18 protein-coding genes and 2 tRNA genes are annotated in these 18426 nt (G+C 65.3%); 11 read left to right on the top strand and 9 right to left on the bottom strand.

What is annotated here, in order from left to right; translation table 11 throughout:
• Window positions 1-20 precede the first annotated feature (20 nt).
• A tRNA-Met gene (locus tag EPD81_RS06215) sits at window positions 21-97 on the top strand.
• A gap of 88 nt (window positions 98-185) precedes the next feature.
• On the opposite strand, the gene lnt is transcribed toward EPD81_RS06215, so the two are convergent.
• From lnt to miaB, 5 genes are read right to left on the bottom strand one after another with little or no spacing between them, the layout of a single operon-like run.
• Complete coding sequence (gene lnt, locus EPD81_RS06210) at window positions 186-1706, bottom strand: apolipoprotein N-acyltransferase (protein WP_142804591.1); 1521 nt, start codon at window positions 1704-1706, stop codon at window positions 186-188.
• 2 nt (window positions 1707-1708) lie between these two features.
• Complete coding sequence (locus EPD81_RS06205) at window positions 1709-2563, bottom strand: HlyC/CorC family transporter (protein ID WP_142804590.1); 855 nt, start codon at window positions 2561-2563, stop codon at window positions 1709-1711.
• Window positions 2560-3009 carry an rRNA maturation RNase YbeY gene (gene ybeY / locus EPD81_RS06200; RefSeq protein ID WP_142804589.1) on the bottom strand — a complete coding sequence of 150 codons (450 nt, stop codon included), beginning with the start codon at window positions 3007-3009 and terminating at the stop codon, window positions 2560-2562. The genes EPD81_RS06205 and ybeY overlap by 4 nt, the downstream gene beginning before the upstream one ends.
• Window positions 3006-3968, bottom strand: a complete 963-nt coding sequence (locus EPD81_RS06195) for a PhoH family protein (protein WP_142804670.1) — start codon at window positions 3966-3968, stop codon at window positions 3006-3008. Before EPD81_RS06195 ends, ybeY begins: the two co-directional genes overlap by 4 nt.
• A gap of 1 nt (window position 3969) precedes the next feature.
• On the bottom strand, window positions 3970-5307 hold the full coding sequence (gene miaB / locus EPD81_RS06190; protein WP_142804588.1) for a tRNA (N6-isopentenyl adenosine(37)-C2)-methylthiotransferase MiaB: 1338 nt from the start codon (window positions 5305-5307) through the stop codon (window positions 3970-3972).
• A gap of 56 nt (window positions 5308-5363) precedes the next feature.
• Between miaB and EPD81_RS06185 the strand changes: the two genes are divergently transcribed.
• A tRNA-Met gene (locus EPD81_RS06185) sits at window positions 5364-5440 on the top strand.
• A gap of 164 nt (window positions 5441-5604) precedes the next feature.
• On the opposite strand, the gene EPD81_RS06180 is transcribed toward EPD81_RS06185, so the two are convergent.
• The 4 genes from EPD81_RS06180 to ftsY are packed head-to-tail and all read right to left on the bottom strand — an operon-like array spanning window position 5605 to window position 9490.
• Window positions 5605-6720 carry an NADH:flavin oxidoreductase/NADH oxidase gene (locus EPD81_RS06180; protein ID WP_142804587.1) on the bottom strand — a complete coding sequence of 372 codons (1116 nt, stop codon included), beginning with the start codon at window positions 6718-6720 and terminating at the stop codon, window positions 5605-5607.
• A gap of 45 nt (window positions 6721-6765) precedes the next feature.
• The gene (locus EPD81_RS06175; protein ID WP_142804586.1) at window positions 6766-7668 is read right to left on the bottom strand and encodes an ABC transporter permease; all 903 of its coding nucleotides are present in this window, start codon (window positions 7666-7668) and stop codon (window positions 6766-6768) included.
• On the bottom strand, window positions 7665-8327 hold the full coding sequence (locus tag EPD81_RS06170; protein WP_142804585.1) for a cell division ATP-binding protein FtsE: 663 nt from the start codon (window positions 8325-8327) through the stop codon (window positions 7665-7667). The genes EPD81_RS06175 and EPD81_RS06170 overlap by 4 nt, the downstream gene beginning before the upstream one ends.
• Entirely contained in the window at window positions 8324-9490 is a 1167-nt protein-coding gene (gene ftsY, locus EPD81_RS06165) for a signal recognition particle-docking protein FtsY (RefSeq protein WP_142804584.1), read from the bottom strand. The genes EPD81_RS06170 and ftsY overlap by 4 nt, the downstream gene beginning before the upstream one ends.
• A gap of 122 nt (window positions 9491-9612) precedes the next feature.
• Here ftsY and EPD81_RS06160 point away from each other — a divergent pair, with 122 nt between their 5' ends.
• The 9 genes from EPD81_RS06160 (at window position 9613) to EPD81_RS06120 (ending at window position 18423) form a co-directional block, all read left to right on the top strand.
• Window positions 9613-11016 (top strand): pitrilysin family protein, encoded by a 1404-nt coding sequence (locus tag EPD81_RS06160; protein ID WP_142804583.1) that lies wholly within the window; start codon window positions 9613-9615, stop codon window positions 11014-11016.
• Window positions 11017-11037: 21 nt separating this feature from the next.
• Window positions 11038-12363: a pitrilysin family protein gene (locus tag EPD81_RS06155; RefSeq protein ID WP_142804582.1), complete on the top strand. Its 1326-nt coding sequence runs from the start codon at window positions 11038-11040 to the stop codon at window positions 12361-12363.
• Window positions 12364-12367: 4 nt separating this feature from the next.
• Complete coding sequence (rsmD, locus tag EPD81_RS06150) at window positions 12368-12904, top strand: 16S rRNA (guanine(966)-N(2))-methyltransferase RsmD (protein ID WP_142804581.1); 537 nt, start codon at window positions 12368-12370, stop codon at window positions 12902-12904.
• Window positions 12901-13398, top strand: a complete 498-nt coding sequence (gene coaD, locus EPD81_RS06145) for a pantetheine-phosphate adenylyltransferase (RefSeq protein ID WP_142804580.1) — start codon at window positions 12901-12903, stop codon at window positions 13396-13398. Before rsmD ends, coaD begins: the two co-directional genes overlap by 4 nt.
• Window positions 13399-13424: 26 nt before the next feature.
• Window positions 13425-13679, top strand: a complete 255-nt coding sequence (locus EPD81_RS06140) for a YfhL family 4Fe-4S dicluster ferredoxin (protein WP_142804579.1) — start codon at window positions 13425-13427, stop codon at window positions 13677-13679.
• Between the two features lie 233 nt (window positions 13680-13912).
• The gene (gene corA, locus EPD81_RS06135) at window positions 13913-14866 is read left to right on the top strand and encodes a magnesium/cobalt transporter CorA (RefSeq protein WP_142804578.1); all 954 of its coding nucleotides are present in this window, start codon (window positions 13913-13915) and stop codon (window positions 14864-14866) included.
• Window positions 14863-16134 (top strand): DUF3422 family protein, encoded by a 1272-nt coding sequence (locus EPD81_RS06130; RefSeq protein WP_142804577.1) that lies wholly within the window; start codon window positions 14863-14865, stop codon window positions 16132-16134. The genes corA and EPD81_RS06130 overlap by 4 nt, the downstream gene beginning before the upstream one ends.
• Window positions 16135-16179: 45 nt before the next feature.
• Window positions 16180-17100 carry a phosphoribosylaminoimidazolesuccinocarboxamide synthase gene (locus EPD81_RS06125; RefSeq protein ID WP_142804576.1) on the top strand — a complete coding sequence of 307 codons (921 nt, stop codon included), beginning with the start codon at window positions 16180-16182 and terminating at the stop codon, window positions 17098-17100.
• A 72-nt stretch (window positions 17101-17172) separates the two neighbouring features.
• Window positions 17173-18423 (top strand): MFS transporter, encoded by a 1251-nt coding sequence (locus EPD81_RS06120; protein ID WP_142804575.1) that lies wholly within the window; start codon window positions 17173-17175, stop codon window positions 18421-18423.
• The last annotated feature ends 3 nt before the right edge of the window (window positions 18424-18426 follow it).

Raw genomic sequence — 18426 nt, 5'->3', positions numbered from 1 at the left:
GTATAATTTACTTCATCGATCGCGGGGTAGAGCAGTCCGGTAGCTCGTCGGGCTCATAACCCGGAGGTCGCAGGTTCAAATCCTGCCCCCGCAACCATCGCCAAAAACCGGCTCTCGCAGCCGGTTTTTTCATGCCTGCAGAACACCGAGCCATGTATCGAGCTGCTGCGCGGTCCCTGCCTCGGTTACCTCCTCGAGCCGAGGAGGTTCTTCCCGCGAAGTGCAACGGTGAGAAGCACCAGCAGCGCCATCGTCCCCATCTCACCGTAGAAACGCACGAAGGGCGTCTCGCCGTGCCTTCCTTGCACCGTCAATTCCAGGATCGACTCACGCCATTCGGGCAAAACCGCCAGCACTCGCCCGTCGGCGTCGAACCCCCCGCTCACGCCGGTGTTGGTCGCTTGTACCCACGGGCGAGCGGTTTCCAGCGCGCGCACCCTGCCGATCTGCGCATGTTGAGCCTGTGCCGCGCTGCGGTCGTACCACGCGAGGTTGGAGAGATTGAGGAGCCACGTGGCACCGGCGCGCACGTCGCCGGCGATGAGATCGGCAAACGCGCTCTCGTAGCAGATGTCGACGGCGGCAGCCGTCTCGCCCACGTGCAAGAAAGGCTGAAGGGGAGCCCCCGGTCCTTGGTTCGACATTGGAATCGACAAGGCGCGGAAAAACCAGCCGAAGAGCGGCGGTGAATACTCACCGAATGGAACGAGGTGACGCTTGTGATAGGAAAAAGGCGCAGCCTTGCCCTGTGCCACCGCCGAATTGCGGATGACTCCTGCCTCGTCGCGCGTGAAGGTGCCATAGAGCACGGTGCGATCCTCGCCCAAGGCCTGCGCCACGAGGCCGTGCCATTCATCTGGGATCTGCACGTCGAGCAGCGGCAAGGAAGTCTCCGGCAATACCACCAATGTGCCGCGCGTCTGCGCGATCAGCTCGGCCTGGCGCCAGAGGTGACGCCCCAGCAGCGCCCCGTCCCATTTCTGATCCTGGGGAATCGCCGGCTGTACCAAACTCACCGCGAGTGGGGCACCTACCGGTCGGGTCCATTCCACGCTGCGCAATACCCCGCCGAGCGCGGCCACGAGCAGCACGACTGGCAACCAGCGTCGCCAAGGCATGCCAAACGCGAGGAGCGCAACCATGACGAAGAGAAGAAACCCCACCCCCAGCGATCCGACGAGCGGATAGAATCCCGCCAGAGGGCTGGGCGGCGTCTGACTCAGACCGGGGCTGAGCCAGGGAAAGCCCGTGAAGGCCCAGCCGCGAACCCATTCGGCTGCCGTGAAAACCGCCGCCGTGAAGACCGACCGGCGAAAAGCGCTTCCTGCCGGAGACCAGAGCACGGCAAGCCCTGCAGCCAGCGCCCACCAGGCGGCGAGATAGACGGCGAAGAGCGCCACCGCCGCCCAAGCCGCCGGCCAGGGAAGTCCTCCGTAGCGTGCGAGCGCCACCGACAACCACCCCACTCCTACAAAGAAATAGGGCCAAGCCCAGAGAAGGGCTGCGACCATGGCCTGCCGTGGATTCGCTTGTTTCAACGCGAACAAGAGGGGAAGGAGCGCAAGGGGTAGCCACCAGTACGCCCCGGTTGGGGCAAAAGCCCACGGGGCGCTCGCGCCGGCAGCAGCGATCAGACACGCCACCGCCCAAGACGGCAATGCGCGGCCACGCAGGATGAGGCGCGGCAACCAGGCGGTCACGCTCACCCTCACTCCGATTCCGTCGCTCCGCCTGCCCTGGTCGGTGGCCGCACCCGCAGCCAGTGCAACCGGCGGCTATCGGCGCGCAGCACCTCGAAGGTCCAACCGTCGATGTCGACGCATTCACCGCGCTGCGGTAGGCGCCCGAGCCGATGGATCACGAGTCCGCCGATGGTGTCGCTCTCCTCGTCGGAGAACGAGGTACCGAACGCCTCGTTGAAGTCGATGAGTTCCATCGTCGCCTTGACGCGATAGCTGCCGTCCGCTTCCAGCCGGATGGCGTCTTCCGGCTCGTCGAAGTCGTATTCGTCCTCGATGTCACCGACGATCTGCTCGAGTACGTCCTCGATCGTCACCAGGCCGCTCACTCCGCCGTATTCGTCGGCGACGATGGCCATGTGGTTGCGGCGGCGGCGGAACTCGCGCAGCAAGAGATCCAATCGTTTGGATTCGGGCACGAACACGGCCGGACGCAGGCTGTCGCGCAGATCGAAGGGGAAACCGGCGAAATAACGGATCAGATCCTTGGCGAGAAAAATGCCAACGACGTCGTCCTTGCTCTCGCCGATCGCCGGGAAACGCGAATGATTGGTCTCGGCCACGAAACGGGCGATCTCTTCGATCGGATCGTCGATGCGAATCACGTCCATCTGGCTGCGCGGCACCATCACGTCGCGCACGCGCAGCTCCGAGATGGCCAAGGCGCCTTCGATGATGGAGAGGGCCTCGGCATCGAAAAGGTTGCGCTCGCAGGCCGAGCGCAACACTTCCAGCAATTCCTCGCGCGTCTCCGGTTCGCGCGACCAGAACGCCGTCAGTCGATCCCACCAACTACGATGGGAAGGTTCGTCGTCGTCTTTCATCGCTCCTCGTCGGCATAGGGGTCGGGGAAACCGAGCCGTCCGAGCACGTCGCGCTCGAGTGCCTCCATCTCGGCCGCCTGCGCCTCGTCCTCGTGATCATATCCTTGCAGGTGCAGCATACCATGCACGATCAGGTGCGCGTAGTGCGCCGCCAGCGGCTTGCCCTGCTCCGCGGCCTCACGCTCTACCACAGGCGCACACAGCACCAGATCTCCCATCAATCCCGCTTCTTCCGGCACATCATAGACGAAAGAAAGCACGTTGGTGGCGTAATCCTTGCCGCGGAAACGCTGGTTCAACTCGCGCCCTTCCTCGGCATCGACGAAACGCACCGCCACCTGCGCCTCGCCCTTCTGCAGGGCGGCACGCGCCCAGCGCAGCACTGCGGCGCGCGGCGGGACTTCGGCGGAGCAGACCCGCTGATAGCTCAGGCGCAGACGCTTCACCGCTCCCCTCCTTCGCTGCCGTGACGGTCATAGGCCTCGACGATGCGCGCCACCAAGGGGTGACGCACCACGTCTTCCTTGAGAAACTGGGTAAACGCGATGCCGCGTACCTCGGCGAGTACCTCACGCGCCTGCGCAAGACCGCTCTTCGTGCCACGAGGCAGGTCGATCTGGGTGAGATCGCCCGTGATGACCGCCTTGGAGCCGATGCCGATGCGCGTCAGGAACATCTTCATCTGCTCGGGCGTGGTGTTCTGCGCCTCGTCCAGAATGATGAAGGCGTGATTGAGCGTACGCCCGCGCATGAAGGCGAGCGGTGCAATTTCGATCGCGCCGCGTTCGAAGAGCTTGCCTACGCGCTCGAAACCGAAGAGGTCGTAGAGCGCGTCGTAGAGCGGGCGAAGGTACGGATCTACCTTCTGGGCCAGATCGCCGGGCAGGAAACCGAGCCGCTCGCCGGCCTCCACCGCCGGGCGCGTGAGCACGATGCGCTCGATCTGTTCGCGCTCGAAAGCGTCGACGGCCGCCGCCACCGCGAGATAGGTCTTGCCGGTGCCGGCCGGGCCGATGCCGAAGGTGATGTCGTGCGACTGGATCGCGCGCAGATAGGCCACCTGGCGCGGCGTGCGCCCGCCGATCGCCCCCTTGCGCGTGCGCAGCCGCGGCACTGCGCCTTCCTCGGCCATCGCCTCGTTGGCATCGCTCAGGCGCTCGATCACGCCGAGCTGGACGTCGTCGAGCGAGAGTTCCTGTCCGGCGCGAGCCCACAAGCGCTGCAGGACGTCGAGCGCGAGCCTCGTCTGCGCCGGCGCCCCCGCGAGGGTGAAATGGCCGCTACGCCGTGCGATCGTCACGTCGAATGCCGATTCGATCTGGCGCAGGTTCTCGTCGAGCACTCCGCACAGATTCGCGAGCCGCGCGTTGTCGAGCGGCTCGATGTCCCACTCCAGGTACTGCATCTCAGGACGCACGGACGAGCACCTCCCCCCGCAGGCTGTGCGGCAGCGCCTCGGTGATCTTCACGTCGACGAAGTGCCCCACCAGGCGGGGTTCGCCGCGGAAATTGACCACGCGGTTGTTCTCGGTACGGCCGGCGAGCCAGGCCGGGTCTTTCTTCGAAGGCCCCGTGACCAGCACCCGCTCGATGCGCCCCACCATGGCTTCGCTGAAAGCGCGCGCCTGCGCTTCGATCTGGGCCTGCAGCCGGGCGAGCCAGGCGAGCTTGGTGTCCTGCGGCAGCGGGTCGGGAAGTTCGGCCGCCGGCGTGCCGGGGCGGGCGCTATAGACGAAACTGAAGGAATGGTCGAACTGCAGCTCCTCGACGAGGCGCAGCGTCTTTTCGAAGTCGGCTTCGGTCTCGCCGGGAAAACCGACGATGAAATCGGACGACAGCGACAGGTCGGGGCGCACCGCCCGCAGCCGCCGCACGATGGACTTGTATTCGAGCACGGTATAGCCGCGTTTCATCGCTGCGAGCACCCGGTCGGAACCGGACTGCACCGGCAGGTGCAGGTGGCTGACGAGCTTGGGAATTTTCTCGTAGGCGGCGATCAGGCGCGACGTCATCTCACGCGGGTGCGAGGTCGTGTAGCGGATGCGCTCGATGCCGGGGATCTCGGCCACGCACTCCAGCAGAAAGGCGAAGTCGCCTACTTCCTCCCCGTCGCGCGACAGCCGCCCGCGCCAAGCGTTGACGTTCTGCCCCAGCAGCGTCACTTCTTTGACTCCCTGTTCGGCGAGCTGGGCCACCTCGACGAGCACGTCTTCGAGCGGACGGGAAATCTCTTCGCCCCGCGTATAGGGAACGATGCAGAAAGAGCAGTACTTGGAGCAGCCTTCCATGATGGAAACGAAGGCGCTCGCCCCTTCGACGCGCGGCTCGGGCAGCGCATCGAACTTCTCGATCTCGGGAAAGGAGATATCGACTTGCGGCCGATCCTGCCGCCGCCGCGCTTCGATCAGCTCCGGCAGCCGGTGCAAGGTCTGCGGCCCGAAGACGACATCGACGTAAGGGGCGCGGCGCACGATGGCCTCACCTTCCTGGCTCGCCACACAGCCCCCCACGCCGATCACGAGATCGGGGTTGCGTCGCTTGAGCTCCTTGACCCGCCCCAGGTCGTGGAAGACCTTCTCCTGCGCTTTCTCGCGCACGGAGCAGGTGTTGAAGAGGATGACGTCGGCTTCGAGCGGATCGTCGGTGGGTTCGGTGCCGTAGCGCGCCGAGAGCACGTCGAACATCTTGGTCGTGTCGTACTCGTTCATCTGGCATCCGAACGTGCGGATGTAGACTTTCTTCATTTGCCTATGGACCCTTGACACCCGAAAGGGAAAACCGGTATATTACCAGACTCGATGGTGAAGTAGCTCAGATGGTTAGAGCGACGGATTCATAACCCGTAGGTCGGCGGTTCGACTCCGCCCTTCACCACCATCTCCTCTTCGCTGTCTTGTAGCGACGGCGTCTCCCTCGCGTCTGCTCTGCGGGACGCGGTAAATCCGCCAAAGATTCCATCCAGTAAGGGCGCTGTCAAGGATCCGCCCCTCATTTGGCGGCCCCCTCATCATACAGCGCATGGTGCCACAGCGCACCCCCTCTCAGCGCTGGCCGATCTTCACGTCGCCGAACACGCCGCGATGCTGCTGCGGCTGGCAACGCCAGTATTGCGGCGGGGCTTTGACGGTGGCACCGAGCGCGGCGGCGGCGTGCCACGGCCAGCGAGGATCCCACACCATCATGCGCGCGAGCGCCACCAGATCGGCCTTTTCTTCGGCAAGAATGGCCTCGGCTTGCTGGGGCTCGGTGATGAGCCCCACGGCGATCACGGGCATGTGCTTCACGGCGCGCCGTACCGCTTCGGCGAATGGCACCTGATAGCCCGGAGCCACCGGAATTTTCTGCAGGGGCGAGAGACCGCCGCTCGAGACGTGGATATAAGCGCAGCCCAAGGGTTCGAGCGCCTGTGCAAAGGCGATGCTCTGCTCCAGATCCCAACCGCCTTCGACCCAGTCGGTGGCCGAGATGCGCACGCCCACCGGGATGCGTTCCGGCAGCGCTTCACGCACGGCGCGGAACACCTCCAGCGGGAAACGCATGCGGTTCTCCAGCGAGCCGCCATACGCGTCGGTACGCTGGTTCGATAACGGCGAGAGAAACTCGTGCAGCAGATAGCCGTGCGCCATGTGCAGCTCGATCGCCTGCAGGCCGCAGTCGACGGCACGGCGGGCGGCGGCCACGAAGGCTTCACGGATGCGGGCAAGACCGGCTGCATCGAGTTCCTGCGGCGGCAGCTCACCCGGAGCGTGCGGCAAGGGCGAAGGCGCCACCGCCACCCACCCCCCTTCTTCTGGCCGGAGTTGAGCGCCTCCTTCCCAAGGTACCTTACTCGACGCTTTGCGTCCGGCATGCGCCAGCTGGATCGCGAGCGGCATGGCGCTCCAACGTCTCACTGGGGCCAAGCACCGAGCCAAGGTCTCGGCTTGCGCATCGGACCACAAACCGAGATCGGCTGAGGAAATACGCCCTTCCGGCGACACTGCCGTCGCTTCGATGATCAGCAAGCCTGCGCCGGAGAGCGACAAATCCCCCCAGTGAATGACATGCCAATCGGTGGCATGCCCTTCTTCGGCTGAATACTGACACATGGGCGCGATCACGATGCGGTTGGGCAGCTCCAGCGCGCCCAAACGGAACGAAGAAAACAGACGGCTCATGACATGCTCCTTGTTTCAAGGTAAATGCAGGCGCCAGCGCACCTCCTAGGTCGACGCCCGGAAGAACTGTCGTAACGAGATCTCGGCGCCGAGCACCCCCAGTACTGCGCCGGCAGTGACGAGCACCAACACAGCCATCCATGCCGGAAACGGCAAGAATCCTCCCAAGCCGTAGAGCCGGGCGAGCTCGTCGAACGGCGGTGTGAGCCAGGCGACGAGCCCGCCCCAGAGCGCGGCACCGACACAGCCGGCGAGTAAGCCCTGCAACCAGCCAAACCAGCGGAACGGCCGACCGATGTAGCCGTCGGTGGCACCCAGGGCGCGCAGCACGTAGATCTCCTGCGCCGCAGCGACGAGCTGCAGCCGGATCGCCAGGTAGGTCTGCGCCAGCATTCCCAGGGCGAACCACGCCGCGAGCGCTGCCGCCACCATAGTACCGGCGCGCGCCAGTCCATGCACCCGCTCGACCCAAGCCGTATCCACCTGAACCGTCTCGATGCCTGCCTCGGCGGTGAGCCGCTGCTGCAGCTGGGCCACGTCCTGCGGAGCAAAGCGTCGAGGCACCACCGTCATGGCATCGGGCAAGGGATTGTCGGGCAGGGTCTCGATCGCTTCGCCCAGATCGGTCTGCAGCAGCCGCGCGAGTGCCGCCTCGCGCGGCACGAAAACGACGCGCGCCACCGCCTCGTCCTCGCGCCAGCGCTGCACTATCGCGAGCGCCTCCTCCCGATCGATCGTCTGTTGGAAAAAAACCGTGATCTGCGGCTCCGTTCCCTGCCCCCCGAACCACTGGGTCACGCCAGCCCCGATCCAGGCCATCGTCGCCGGCAACGCGAGCGCCGTGGCGAGCACCAGCGTGACGACTACCGTCACCAGGGGCGCCCTGCCCAAGAGGGTGAAGGCGCGTCCCAGCGCTTCTGTTTGTCCTTCCCACCAACCCCGTTTCACCACGTATCCTCCACCAGGCGGCCGTTCGCGAGCACGATGCGCCGTTGCGCCACGCTGGCAAAGAGCGCTTCGTCGTGCGTGGCGATGATCATCGTCACCCCCGCCGCGTGGAAGGCACGCAACAACCGCACCACTTCCTCGGCGTTGTCGCGGTCGAGCTGGGCGGTGGGTTCGTCGGCGATGACCACCGAAGGACGGTGCACCACGGCGCGGGCGATCGCCGCCCGCTGCTGTTCTCCGCCCGAGAGCGTGGGCGGCAATTCGTGCGCCCGGCCGGCAAGGCCGACGCGTTCCAGCGCCAGCGCCACGCGTTCGAACGCCTGGCGGCGCGGAACCCCGGCGATCAAAAGCGGCAGCGCCACGTTCTCGGCCACCGTGCGCTGGGGCAAGAGCGGCGCATCGGAGAGCACCAGGCCGAAGCGGCGCCGATAATAGGGCAAACCGCCTCGCCCCAGGCGCGCCACGTCGTGCTCATTGACCGAGACGCTACCGTGGGTCGGGGTCTCCAGCCCGGCGATGAGGCGAAAGAGCGTGGTCTTGCCCGCCCCCGAATGGCCGCAGACGAGTAGGAACTGCCCCGCCGGAATGGTGAGGTCGAGATCGACGAGCGCCGCCACCGGACCGGGATAGATCTTGGCGAGTTTCTCGCAACGGATCATCGCTCGATCCCGAGCAGTGCCTCCACGAATTCACGGGCCGAGAAGGGACGAAGATCGTCGATGCCTTCGCCCACGCCGATGAAACGCACCGGCTTGGGGCAACGCCGAGCGATCGCCGCGATCACGCCCCCCTTGGCCGTGCCGTCGAGCTTGGTGAGCACGAGGCCGGTGAGCCCGACGGCCTTGTCGAAGGCTTCGACCTGGGTGATGGCGTTCTGGCCGATGTTGGCATCGAGCACGAGCAGCACTTCGTGCGGCGCGCCCGGCTCGGCCTTGGCGATGACACGGCGCACCTTAGCGATCTCCTCCATCAGATGCAGCTGGGTGGGAAGCCGCCCGGCCGTGTCGATGATGGCCACGTCTACACCCCGTGCCTTGGCCGCCTGTACCGCGTCGAAGGCCACCGCCGCCGGGTCGCCGTGTTCCTGCGCGATCACCGGTACGCCGTTGCGCTCGCCCCATACCACCAGCTGCTCGCGCGCGGCGGCACGGAACGTGTCCCCCGCCCCCAGCAGCACGGTTTTCCCTTGCGACTGGAAATACTTGGCGAGTTTGCCGATGGACGTGGTCTTGCCTGCACCATTGACCCCCGTCACCATGATGATGAAGGGCTGGTGCGCCTCGACCTCCAGCGGCTGCTGCAAGGGCAGGAGCAGCTCGGTAAGGAGTTCAGCCATCACGTCGCGCAGCTGTTCGGCGTCGGTCAGGCCATCTTTCTTGATGCGCCGACGAAGGGCATCCATCAGCCATTGCGTGGCCTCCACCCCGCAGTCGGCGAGGAGCAAAGTGGTCTCGATCTCTTCGAGGAGCTCTTCGTCGATGCGCCGCCGCCCGAAAAGCCCCGAGAGATTCTGCCGCGTGCGCGCGAGCCCCGCCTTGAGGCGTTCGGCCCAGGAACGCTTGCGCGGAGCGGATTCGGTCGGTGCTTCATCGGGCAAAGCCGCCGTTTGGGCCTCGGTACGCGAAGGCTCAGATTGCGGTAGCGCACGATTCGCCCCGCCCTCGACCCGCCCGGGCGTCGGCATGGCCGCCGTTTCGTGCCCGAGCCCGTCCGCCGGGACGTCGAGGGTTGCCTCGGCCGAGGTGCCGTCTTCGGCCGTCTCCTGCGGCGACGTCACTGCAGGTGCCGGCTCCGTTTTCTTGCGTTTGAACAAACCGAACATAGAAGTTGTCTGCCACCTTGGCGCGACCCTCCGGGAATTCATCCCGGACATCGCCAAAAAATTATGGGTACAATGGTTTCTTCAGCGTTTGCTCACCCAATGGGTGAAAAGGATTCTAGCAGATGCGATTCGATCCCTCCGCCCGCCGGACGTTCCCCTGGTCGTGGTCGTTCTTCTCCGTGCTGTTCGTTTGCATTGCCGTGCTCGTCGCCACGACAGCGAACGCCGAGACCAAAATCTTTCGCCTAGACAACGGGATGGAACTCATCGTCGTCGAAGACCACCGGGCTCCCTCCGTGGTGCACATGGTGTGGTACGACGTGGGTGCCATCGATGAGCCGGCGGGCAAGACGGGCGTAGCCCACGTATTCGAACACATGATGTTCAAAGGCACCCCCTCGGTGGGACCGGGAGAATTCAGCCGGCGTGTAGCCGAGCTCGGTGGGCGAGACAACGCATTCACCAGCCGCGACTACACCGCTTATTTCCAGCAGATTCCACCCGAAGCGCTGGGCGAAGTGATGGCGCTCGAGGCGGACCGGATGGAGCATCTCGTCTTCGACCCCGATGAATTCGTCAAGGAGCGCGAGGTCGTGCGTGAAGAGCGTCGCTTGCGTACCGACGACGTACCCGAAGCGCTCGGCCATGAAGCCCTAATGGCTACCGTTTTTTGGTCACATCCCTATCGCAACCCCATCATCGGCTGGCCCACCGACCTCGAACGGCTCAGACTCGAAGACGTGCAACAGTGGTACCGTAGCTGGTACGCACCCAACAATGCCCGGCTGGTGGTGGTGGGCGACGTCAACGCGGGCGAAGTCTACGCTTTGGCACAACGGCACTATGGCGCGATCGGCGCCCGTCCCGTGCCCGAGCGACCGTTCCTCGACGAGACCCCGCAGCATGGGCGCCGCCATGCGGTCGTGCAAGGGCCGACGGAACTCTCCAGCATGAGACTCGCCTGGAAAGTCCCGCCGCTGCGCGATCTGGAGGCCGACCGGGATCCTTACGCCCTCATGGTGCTCGCCGCCGTGCTCGACGGCTACGACGGTGCACGTCTGACGAAAGCCTTGGTGCGGGAGCAACCGCGGGCCATCGCGGTTTCGGCCGATTACGACGGAATTGCCCGCGGCCCCGGCCTCTTTACGCTGTCGGCCAGTGCCCGACCGGGTATCGCGCTCGATCAGTTGGAAAAGGCACTGCGCGAGGAAGTGGAACGCATCGCCAAAGAAGGCGTTTCCGAGCAGGAACTCCAGCGCGTCATCCGTCAAGCGGTGGCGCAGCAGGTCTATAAGCGGGATTCCCTCATGGGACAAGCCATGGAGATCGGGTTCGCGCGCGCCGTGGGGCTCCCTTGGGATGCGAGCGCGCGCATCACCGAAGCGCTTCAGCGCGTCACCGCCGAGGACGTGCAGCGCGTGGCCCAAACCTGGTTCACCGAAGAAGGGCTCACCCGGGTCGACGTGCTGCCCGATGGCCGCGCCCCCCGCCCCGTTGCCACCGATCCCCATGCGCCCCTGCACTGACCCTGCTCCGAGGAGGTCCCGATGATCCAACGCACCCTCCGCACCCGCGCTTTTACCGTGCTGCTCTTTTTCGTCGCCACCGCGTTCTCACCGCTCGCCCTGGCGCTACCGACGATCGAGCGCTTCACCACCGCAAGCGGAGTGCGCGTCGATTTCGTCGCCAACCGCGACTTGCCGCTCATCGACGTCGTCATCTCGTTCGACGCCGGTTCCGCCCGCGACCCTGCAGGGAAGGAGGGGCTCGCTGCCCTCACACGGCGTCTGCTCGATACCAGTACCAGAGTGCACGATGAACAAGGCTTGAGCGAAGCCTTCGCGGATCTGGCGGTCAGCCTCTCCGGCTCGGTCGACGAAGACCGCGCCACCGTCGCCTGGCGTAGCCTCTCGGAGCCCTCCGTGCGCGACGCGGCCGCCGATCTGGTAGCCGAAGTGCTCACCCAGGCGATTTTCTCCCCTGCCGTCTTCGTTCGCGAACGGGCGAACGCCAAAGCGGCCCTCAAAGACGCGCTCACCCGGCCCAATGTCCTCGCCGAGCGTGCTTTCACCACCGCCATCTACCGCGACCACCCATACGGCAGGCTCACCACGCCCGAGTCCCTCGACCGACTCGACCGCAACGACCTCGTCGCCTTCCATCGCACCCACTACACGCGTGCGCGGGCACACGTGGCCATCGTCGGTGACCTCGACCGCGCCCAGGCCGAGCAGCTAGCCGAGCGCATCATGGCCAAACTGCCCGCTGGCGAGACACCCGAGCCCCTGGTGCCAGTCGCGCCGGCGCAGGCGAACGACGTGCGCATCGCTCATCCGGCGCAGCAGGCTCATCTGCGTCTGGGCTTGGCCGTGATGACCCGCGACGACCCCGATTATTTTCCCTTGCTCGTAGGCAACCACGTACTGGGCGGCGGCGGTTTCAGCTCGCGCCTGGTCGAGGAGATCCGTGAGAAACGCGGTTATGCTTACAGCGTAGGCAGTTATCTCGAGCCGCGACGCCAGGCCGGCCCTTTCGTCATCGCGTTGCAGACCCGGGGCCAGCAGGCCGAGGAAGCCCTGGCGCTCGCGCGCGAAACGCTCGCGCGTTTCCGCGAACAAGGCCCCACGGACGAAGAACTACGCCGCGCCCAGGACAACATCGCGCGCGGTTTTGGCCTGAGACTCGATTCCAACCGCAAGCTCATCGGCTACGTCTCGATGATGGGCTACTACAACCTCCCCACCGACTGGCTCGAACGCTATCCGCAGGCGGTGCGCGCCGTGACGGGGCAGCAGGTGCAAGACGCTTTCAGTCGCCGCATCGACCCGGCCCGCCTCGTGACGGTGCGCGTCGGCGGCGACGGAGATCGTTGAGGCGATGGCGCGGCTGCGCCTCATCGGCGGCGCCTGGCGCTCGCGCGTGCTCATCGTGCCCGATCGCCCCGGCCTGCGCCCGACACCGGATCGGGTCCGCGAGACGCTGTTCAACTGGCTGGGACAGGATCTCACGGGGCTGACCTGCCTCGATCTCTTTGCAGGCACCGGCGCGCTCGGATTCGAAGCCGCCTCGCGCGGTGCGGCGCGCGTCATCCTGGTCGAGCGCGACCGACACCTAGCCAGGCAACTCGAAGAAAACCGCAAGGCGTTGCGTGCCGACGAGGTGGAAGTCATCACGGCGAATGCGTTAGAATGCGCGCGCACCTGGTCGGAGCCCGTCGACGTCCTCTTTCTCGACCCGCCCTACCACGCGCATTGGCCCGAACGGCTCGAACCCTGGCTCGACCGGCTCGTACGCCCCGACGGATCCCTCTATCTCGAATCCGAGCGAGAGATCGAAACCCTCGGGGCCTGGCACACCGTGAAACGCGGCCGCGCGGGCCAAGTACATTACCACCTGCTGGAGCGCAACGCATGAGCGAACGATCGGTCGTCGTCTATCCCGGCACCTTCGACCCTTTCACTCGGGGTCACGAAGATCTCGTGCGCCGGGCGTCTCGCATTTTCGATCACATCATCATCGCCGTGGCGCGCAGCCGCAATAAAAATCCCCTCTTCGGGCTCGAAGAGCGGGTAGAGATCACCCGGGAGGTGCTGCAGCGTTTTCCCAACATCGAGGTGGTCGGTTTCGACGGCCTGTTGATCGATTTCATGCACCAACGCGGAGCACGCATCCTCTTGCGGGGTTTGCGCGCCGTCTCCGACTTCGAATACGAATTTCAGATGGCCGGAATGAACCGCAAGCTCTTCCCCGACATCGAAACGGTGTTCCTCACGCCGGCGGACGAGTACATGTTCATCTCGGCGACCATGGTGCGCGAGATCGCCCGGCTGGGGGGCGACGTGCGCGGGTTCGTGCATCCCGTGGTTGCCGACCGGCTCTCCCGCCGCAATACCACACCAACCGATTGACTTTTTCTTCCTATGGAGGCTTGTCCATGGCCCTGAAAATCACCGAAGAGTGCATCAACTGCGACGTGTGCGAACCGGAGTGCCCCAACGATGCGATCTCGCAGGGCGACGAGATCTACGTCATCGACCCGAACAAATGCACCGAATGTGTCGGCCACTATGACGAACCCCAATGCCAGCAAGTCTGCCCGGTCGATTGCATCATCCCCGACCCCGCCCACCGCGAGACCAAGGAGCAACTGCTAGAAAAATACAAGCGCCTGATGGCTGCCAAGGCGTAAGCCCGAGCGCACGACGCGGCACCGATCCTTCCACGAGGTCATCGGTGCCCCGTGTTTGTTGCGCTGCAAAAAGCGTATAATTTCGCCGTCGCGCTCGTTCCGATCTTTTCCGTGAACTCCAAAACCCGCTGTCGACCTCGTCGCTCGTTCCTCTACTGCTGCGTTCGCGGCTGACGCCTTCGTCGTTTCGCCGCGATCCCCGACCCCGCTGGCGAAACGTGTAAAGGTGCTCCATGCTGCGACTGTTCCAGGCCGAAAAAGACACCATCCGTGAACTGCCCAAGGCGCTCGCGCTCGACGACCAAGCCGTGGCCAGGGCCCTGTGGATCGATGCCCAAGACCCCGACGAGCACGAACGCGAGCTGCTGCAGCGGTTGCTGAACGCCGAACTGCCCGAATCCGAAGACGTGGAGGAGATCGAATCCTCCGCCCGTTTCTTCATCGACAGCCAGGGGTTGCACGTCCACTCCCTCTTCCTCGCCCAGGAAGAAGGACGCCACGTCACCGTCACCGTCGCCTTCATCCTGCAGCGCGAACGGCTCATCTCGGTGCGGGAAGAAGATCTCGCGGACTTTCGGCTACTGCGCATGCGCGCCCGCCACGGTCAGGTCCATGCCGGAACCCCCCAGGAACTGCTGGTCACCATCTTCGAGCAAAAAGTGGAAAACCTCGCCGACACCATCGAAGACCTGCACCGGCGGCTCGAAGAGGTCAGCTTCATGGTGCTGGAGGACGAGAACGCCGAACTTGAGGACGCCATCGACAAGCTGGCCAAGATCGAGAACAGCAACGGGCGCATTCGCCTGTGTCTGATGGACACGCAGCGTGCCGTCTCTTTCCTGCTGCGCCACCTGCGCGACCAAAACGGCTTGCAAGAGACCTGCCGCGAGATGATCCGCGACCTCGAAACTCTCATGGCTCACACCAACTTCGTCTTCGAGAAGATCAACTTCCTCATGGACTCGGCTCAAGGGTTCATCAACATCGAGCAGAACCAGATCATCAAGATCTTCTCGATCGCCGCCGTCGTCTTCCTGCCGCCGACCCTGGTCGCCAGCATCTATGGGATGAACTTCGAACACATGCCGGAACTGCACTTGGAATACGGCTATCCCCTCGCGCTGATCCTGATGGTGATCAGCGGCTTCGCCCCCTACTTCTACTTCAAGCGCAAGGGCTGGCTGTGAAACTCACCCAGCATCCCATCCGGCAAGCACTGCACGAGGAGATCCACGCCCGGCCGTCCGTGCCGCTGCTCGCCCCGGCCACGGTGGTGCAACTGTCGTGGCTATTGCCGCGTGAGACCCCGTCCGACCGTCTCCTCGAGCATTGGGCGCGGCTGCGCAATCTTCCCGGCGCCGTGCTCGAGCTCGATGCCGCGGCGCAGTCCCTCCTACGGTGGGGTGGGTTGCGCATCAAGCGCGAACGCCACGCCGAATTCCATTCCTACACTTTCTATCTCGACGGCGATCACGACTCCCCCGCGGCGATCCTCTCACGCCTGCCCGAGGGCTGGCTCGAGGCCAGCCCCGGCGAAGTGATCGCCGCCACGCACGTTCGCCTGAGGCCGGTATCCGACACGCCGCCCACCGAGTTCCTCGACGCGGCCGATCCGTTCGGTCCGGCACTCGTCGCCTCGAAGATCTCCGACGGCAACGCCTGGGTGCTCAGCGACTTCCAACTGCACGAGGGGTTCATTCAGTTCATCGTGCTCGACGCGGCCATGACGCCGAAACAGGCCGGACGCGCCGTGCAGCGGCTGCTCGAGATCGACACCTACCGCATGCTGGCGCTGCTCGCCTTTCCCATGGCCAAGGAAGTCGGAGCCTTTCTCGGCCGCGCCGAGGCGGAACTGGCCGAACTGGTGGCGGCCATGAGCCGCGCCGCTTCGTTCACCGACGAGCGCGAGATCCTGGCACGACTCACCCACCTGGCCGCCGAAATCGAAAATTCGATCGCCGCCAGCGCCTACCGCTTCGGCGCCGCCTCGGCCTACAGCGCCCTGGTTCGTCAGCGCATCGCCGAGCTGCGCGAGATCCGGCTCCCCGGCTATTCCACCTTGCAAGGATTCATGGAGCGTCGCTTCGCCCCGGCCATGAACACCTGCGCCGCCGTCGCCCGGCGTCAGGAAGAACTCTCGCAGCGCTCGGTACGCGATTCCCAGCTGCTGCGCACGCGCGTCGATCTCGAAATCGAACGCCAGAACCAGCAGTTGCTCGCACAGATGAACCGCCGCGCCAAGGTGCAACTACGGCTGCAGGCGGCCGTCGAGAGCCTGTCGGTGATGGCCATCACCTACTACGGCTCGCAGCTCGTCAATTACCTCACCAAGGGATTCAAGCCCTGGCTGCACCTCGAACCGGAACTGGTCACGGCCCTTTCCATCCCCGTGCTCGCCGGCCTGATCGCCCTGGGCGTGCGCCGCGTCCACCGGGCGGTGGAGCATGAAAGCTAGCGCCCGTGCGATAATTCTCGTTTTCAGAATGCCGGGGAAGGATCCATGGCCGAGGCGATCTTCGAGACGCACATCACCAGTCTGCCGCTCATCGGACGCGGCAAGGTACGCGACCTCTACGCGGTTGGCGAGGACAAACTCCTCGTCGTCGCCACCGACCGGCTCTCCGCTTTCGACGTCGTACTGCCCGATCCCATTCCGGGCAAGGGCAAGGTGCTCACGGCAATCACCGAATTCTGGCTCGATCTGCTCGCCGGCATCGTTCCGGATCATCGCACCGGCATCGATCCAACCTCCGTCGTCGCGCCCGAAGAGTGCGACCAGGTCCTCGGGCGGGCGATGGTGGTCAAACGCTTGCAGCCCTTGCCCATCGAAGCGGTGGTACGCGGTTACCTCATCGGTTCGGGCTGGAAAGAATATCAGCACAAAGGCAGCGTGTGCGGTATCCCGCTCCCGCCGGGGCTGAGGCTCGCCGAGCGCTTGCCCGAGCCGATCTTCACTCCGGCCACCAAGGCCGAGGCAGGCGAGCACGACGAAAACATTTCCTTCGAACAGGCCGAGGCCCTGTGCGCCGCACGGCTCGCACCGCACGATGGCGCGAGCCTCGCGCGGCAAGCCAAGACCGCGGCGCTCGCGCTCTACATCCGGGCGCGCGACTACGCCGCCGAGCGCGGCATCCTCATCGCCGACACCAAGTTCGAGTTCGGCATCGACGCTGCCGGCGTGCTGCACCTCATCGACGAAGTACTCACACCCGATTCGTCCCGGTTTTGGCCGGCCGACGCCTGGCAGCCCGGCACCAACCCGCCGTCCTTCGACAAGCAATACGTGCGCGACTACCTCGAGACGCTCGACTGGGACAAAACCGCGCCCGGGCCGCGTCTGCCGGAAGACGTCATCCGGAAGACGGCTGAGAAGTATCGTGAGGCGTATCGACGCCTGGTTGGGCAAGCGCTGCCGGAATAACACTTCCTGAAGTGAGTATTCCGGTGACCCCCCCGTCGCCGCAATTCCGAAAACAAAAAGAGGAGACACTCCATGGCCTGCAGCCGCCGCACGACGGCGCTCGTCGTCGTCATCGCCGCCTACGTTTTGTCCTTTTTCCACCGCTTCGCGCCCGCCGGTATCGCCACCGAACTCGCCGCGGCCTTCCACACCAGCGCCGCCTCGCTCGGCACGCTCGCTGCCACCTATTTTTACGTCTACACCCTGATGCAGCTGCCCACCGGCATCCTTGCCGACACCGTGGGACCGCGACGCATCATCGTGGCGGGCGGCTTCGTCGCCGCCGCGGGTAGCCTCCTCTTCGCGCTCGCCCCTTCGCTCGAAGTGGCACTCGCCGGACGTACCCTCACCGGCCTGGGCGTGTCGGTCACCTTCATCGCCATGCTCAAACTCTTCGCCCTGTGGTACGACGAGCGCCGTTTCGCCTCCCTGGTGGGTCTGGGCATGTTCGTCGGCAACCTCGGCTCGGTACTCGCCGGCACGCCGCTCACGGCGCTGGCGCAGCTCACGGGCTGGCGCGGCGTGTTCGTGGCCACGGCCTTGGCGTCGCTGGCCGTCGCCGTGCTGTGCTGGCGGCTGATTGAGCCGGAAGAGCCGGGTACGCTCAAGCGTTTCGACCGTACCGTGATCTTCGGCGGACTCGCGACCATCCTGCGCAACCGCGCCTCCTGGCCCGCCGTGCTCGCCAACTTCGGCATCGCCGGCAGCTTCTTCGCCTTCGCCGGCCTGTGGGCCACGCCTTACCTCATGAGCGTGCACGGCCTGACGAAACTGCAAGCCTCGCACCACCTCTCACTCTACTTCCTCGCCTTCGCCCTCGGGTGCCTCGCCATTGGCGCCCTGTCCGATCGGCTCGCGCGGCGCAAAGCCGTGCTGGTGCCCATGGCCGCACTCTACCTCGCCTGCTGGGTCGTGTGCCTGACGGCGGGGCCGCTGCCCCAGACGCTCACCTTTCCCCTCTTCGCCCTCATGGGGCTCGCCTCCTCTTCCTTCTCGCTCACCTGGGCCTGCGCCAAGGAAGTCAATCCGCCGGCGCTCTCGGGCATGAGCACGGCGCTCACCAACATGGGCGGATTCCTCGGCGGCGCCCTCCTGCAGCCGCTCGCCGGCGCACTCATCGACCGCGCCTGGAACGGAACCGTACTCGACGGAGTCCGTATCTATGCCCCGGAACATTTCACCGCGGCGATCGCCTGCCTCGCCGGTGCCGCCGCGCTCGGTTTTCTCGGCGCCTGTCTCGTCCACGAGACACGCGCCCGCAACCGGTGGCAAAATCCCGCCTGAAGA

Source organism: Tepidiphilus sp. J10, assembly GCF_006980785.1.
In the GTDB taxonomy this organism is placed as follows: domain Bacteria; phylum Pseudomonadota; class Gammaproteobacteria; order Burkholderiales; family Rhodocyclaceae; genus Tepidiphilus; species Tepidiphilus olei.
Note: the sequence above shows the minus strand (reverse complement) of the source record. Positions and strands in the feature narration are given on the sequence as shown.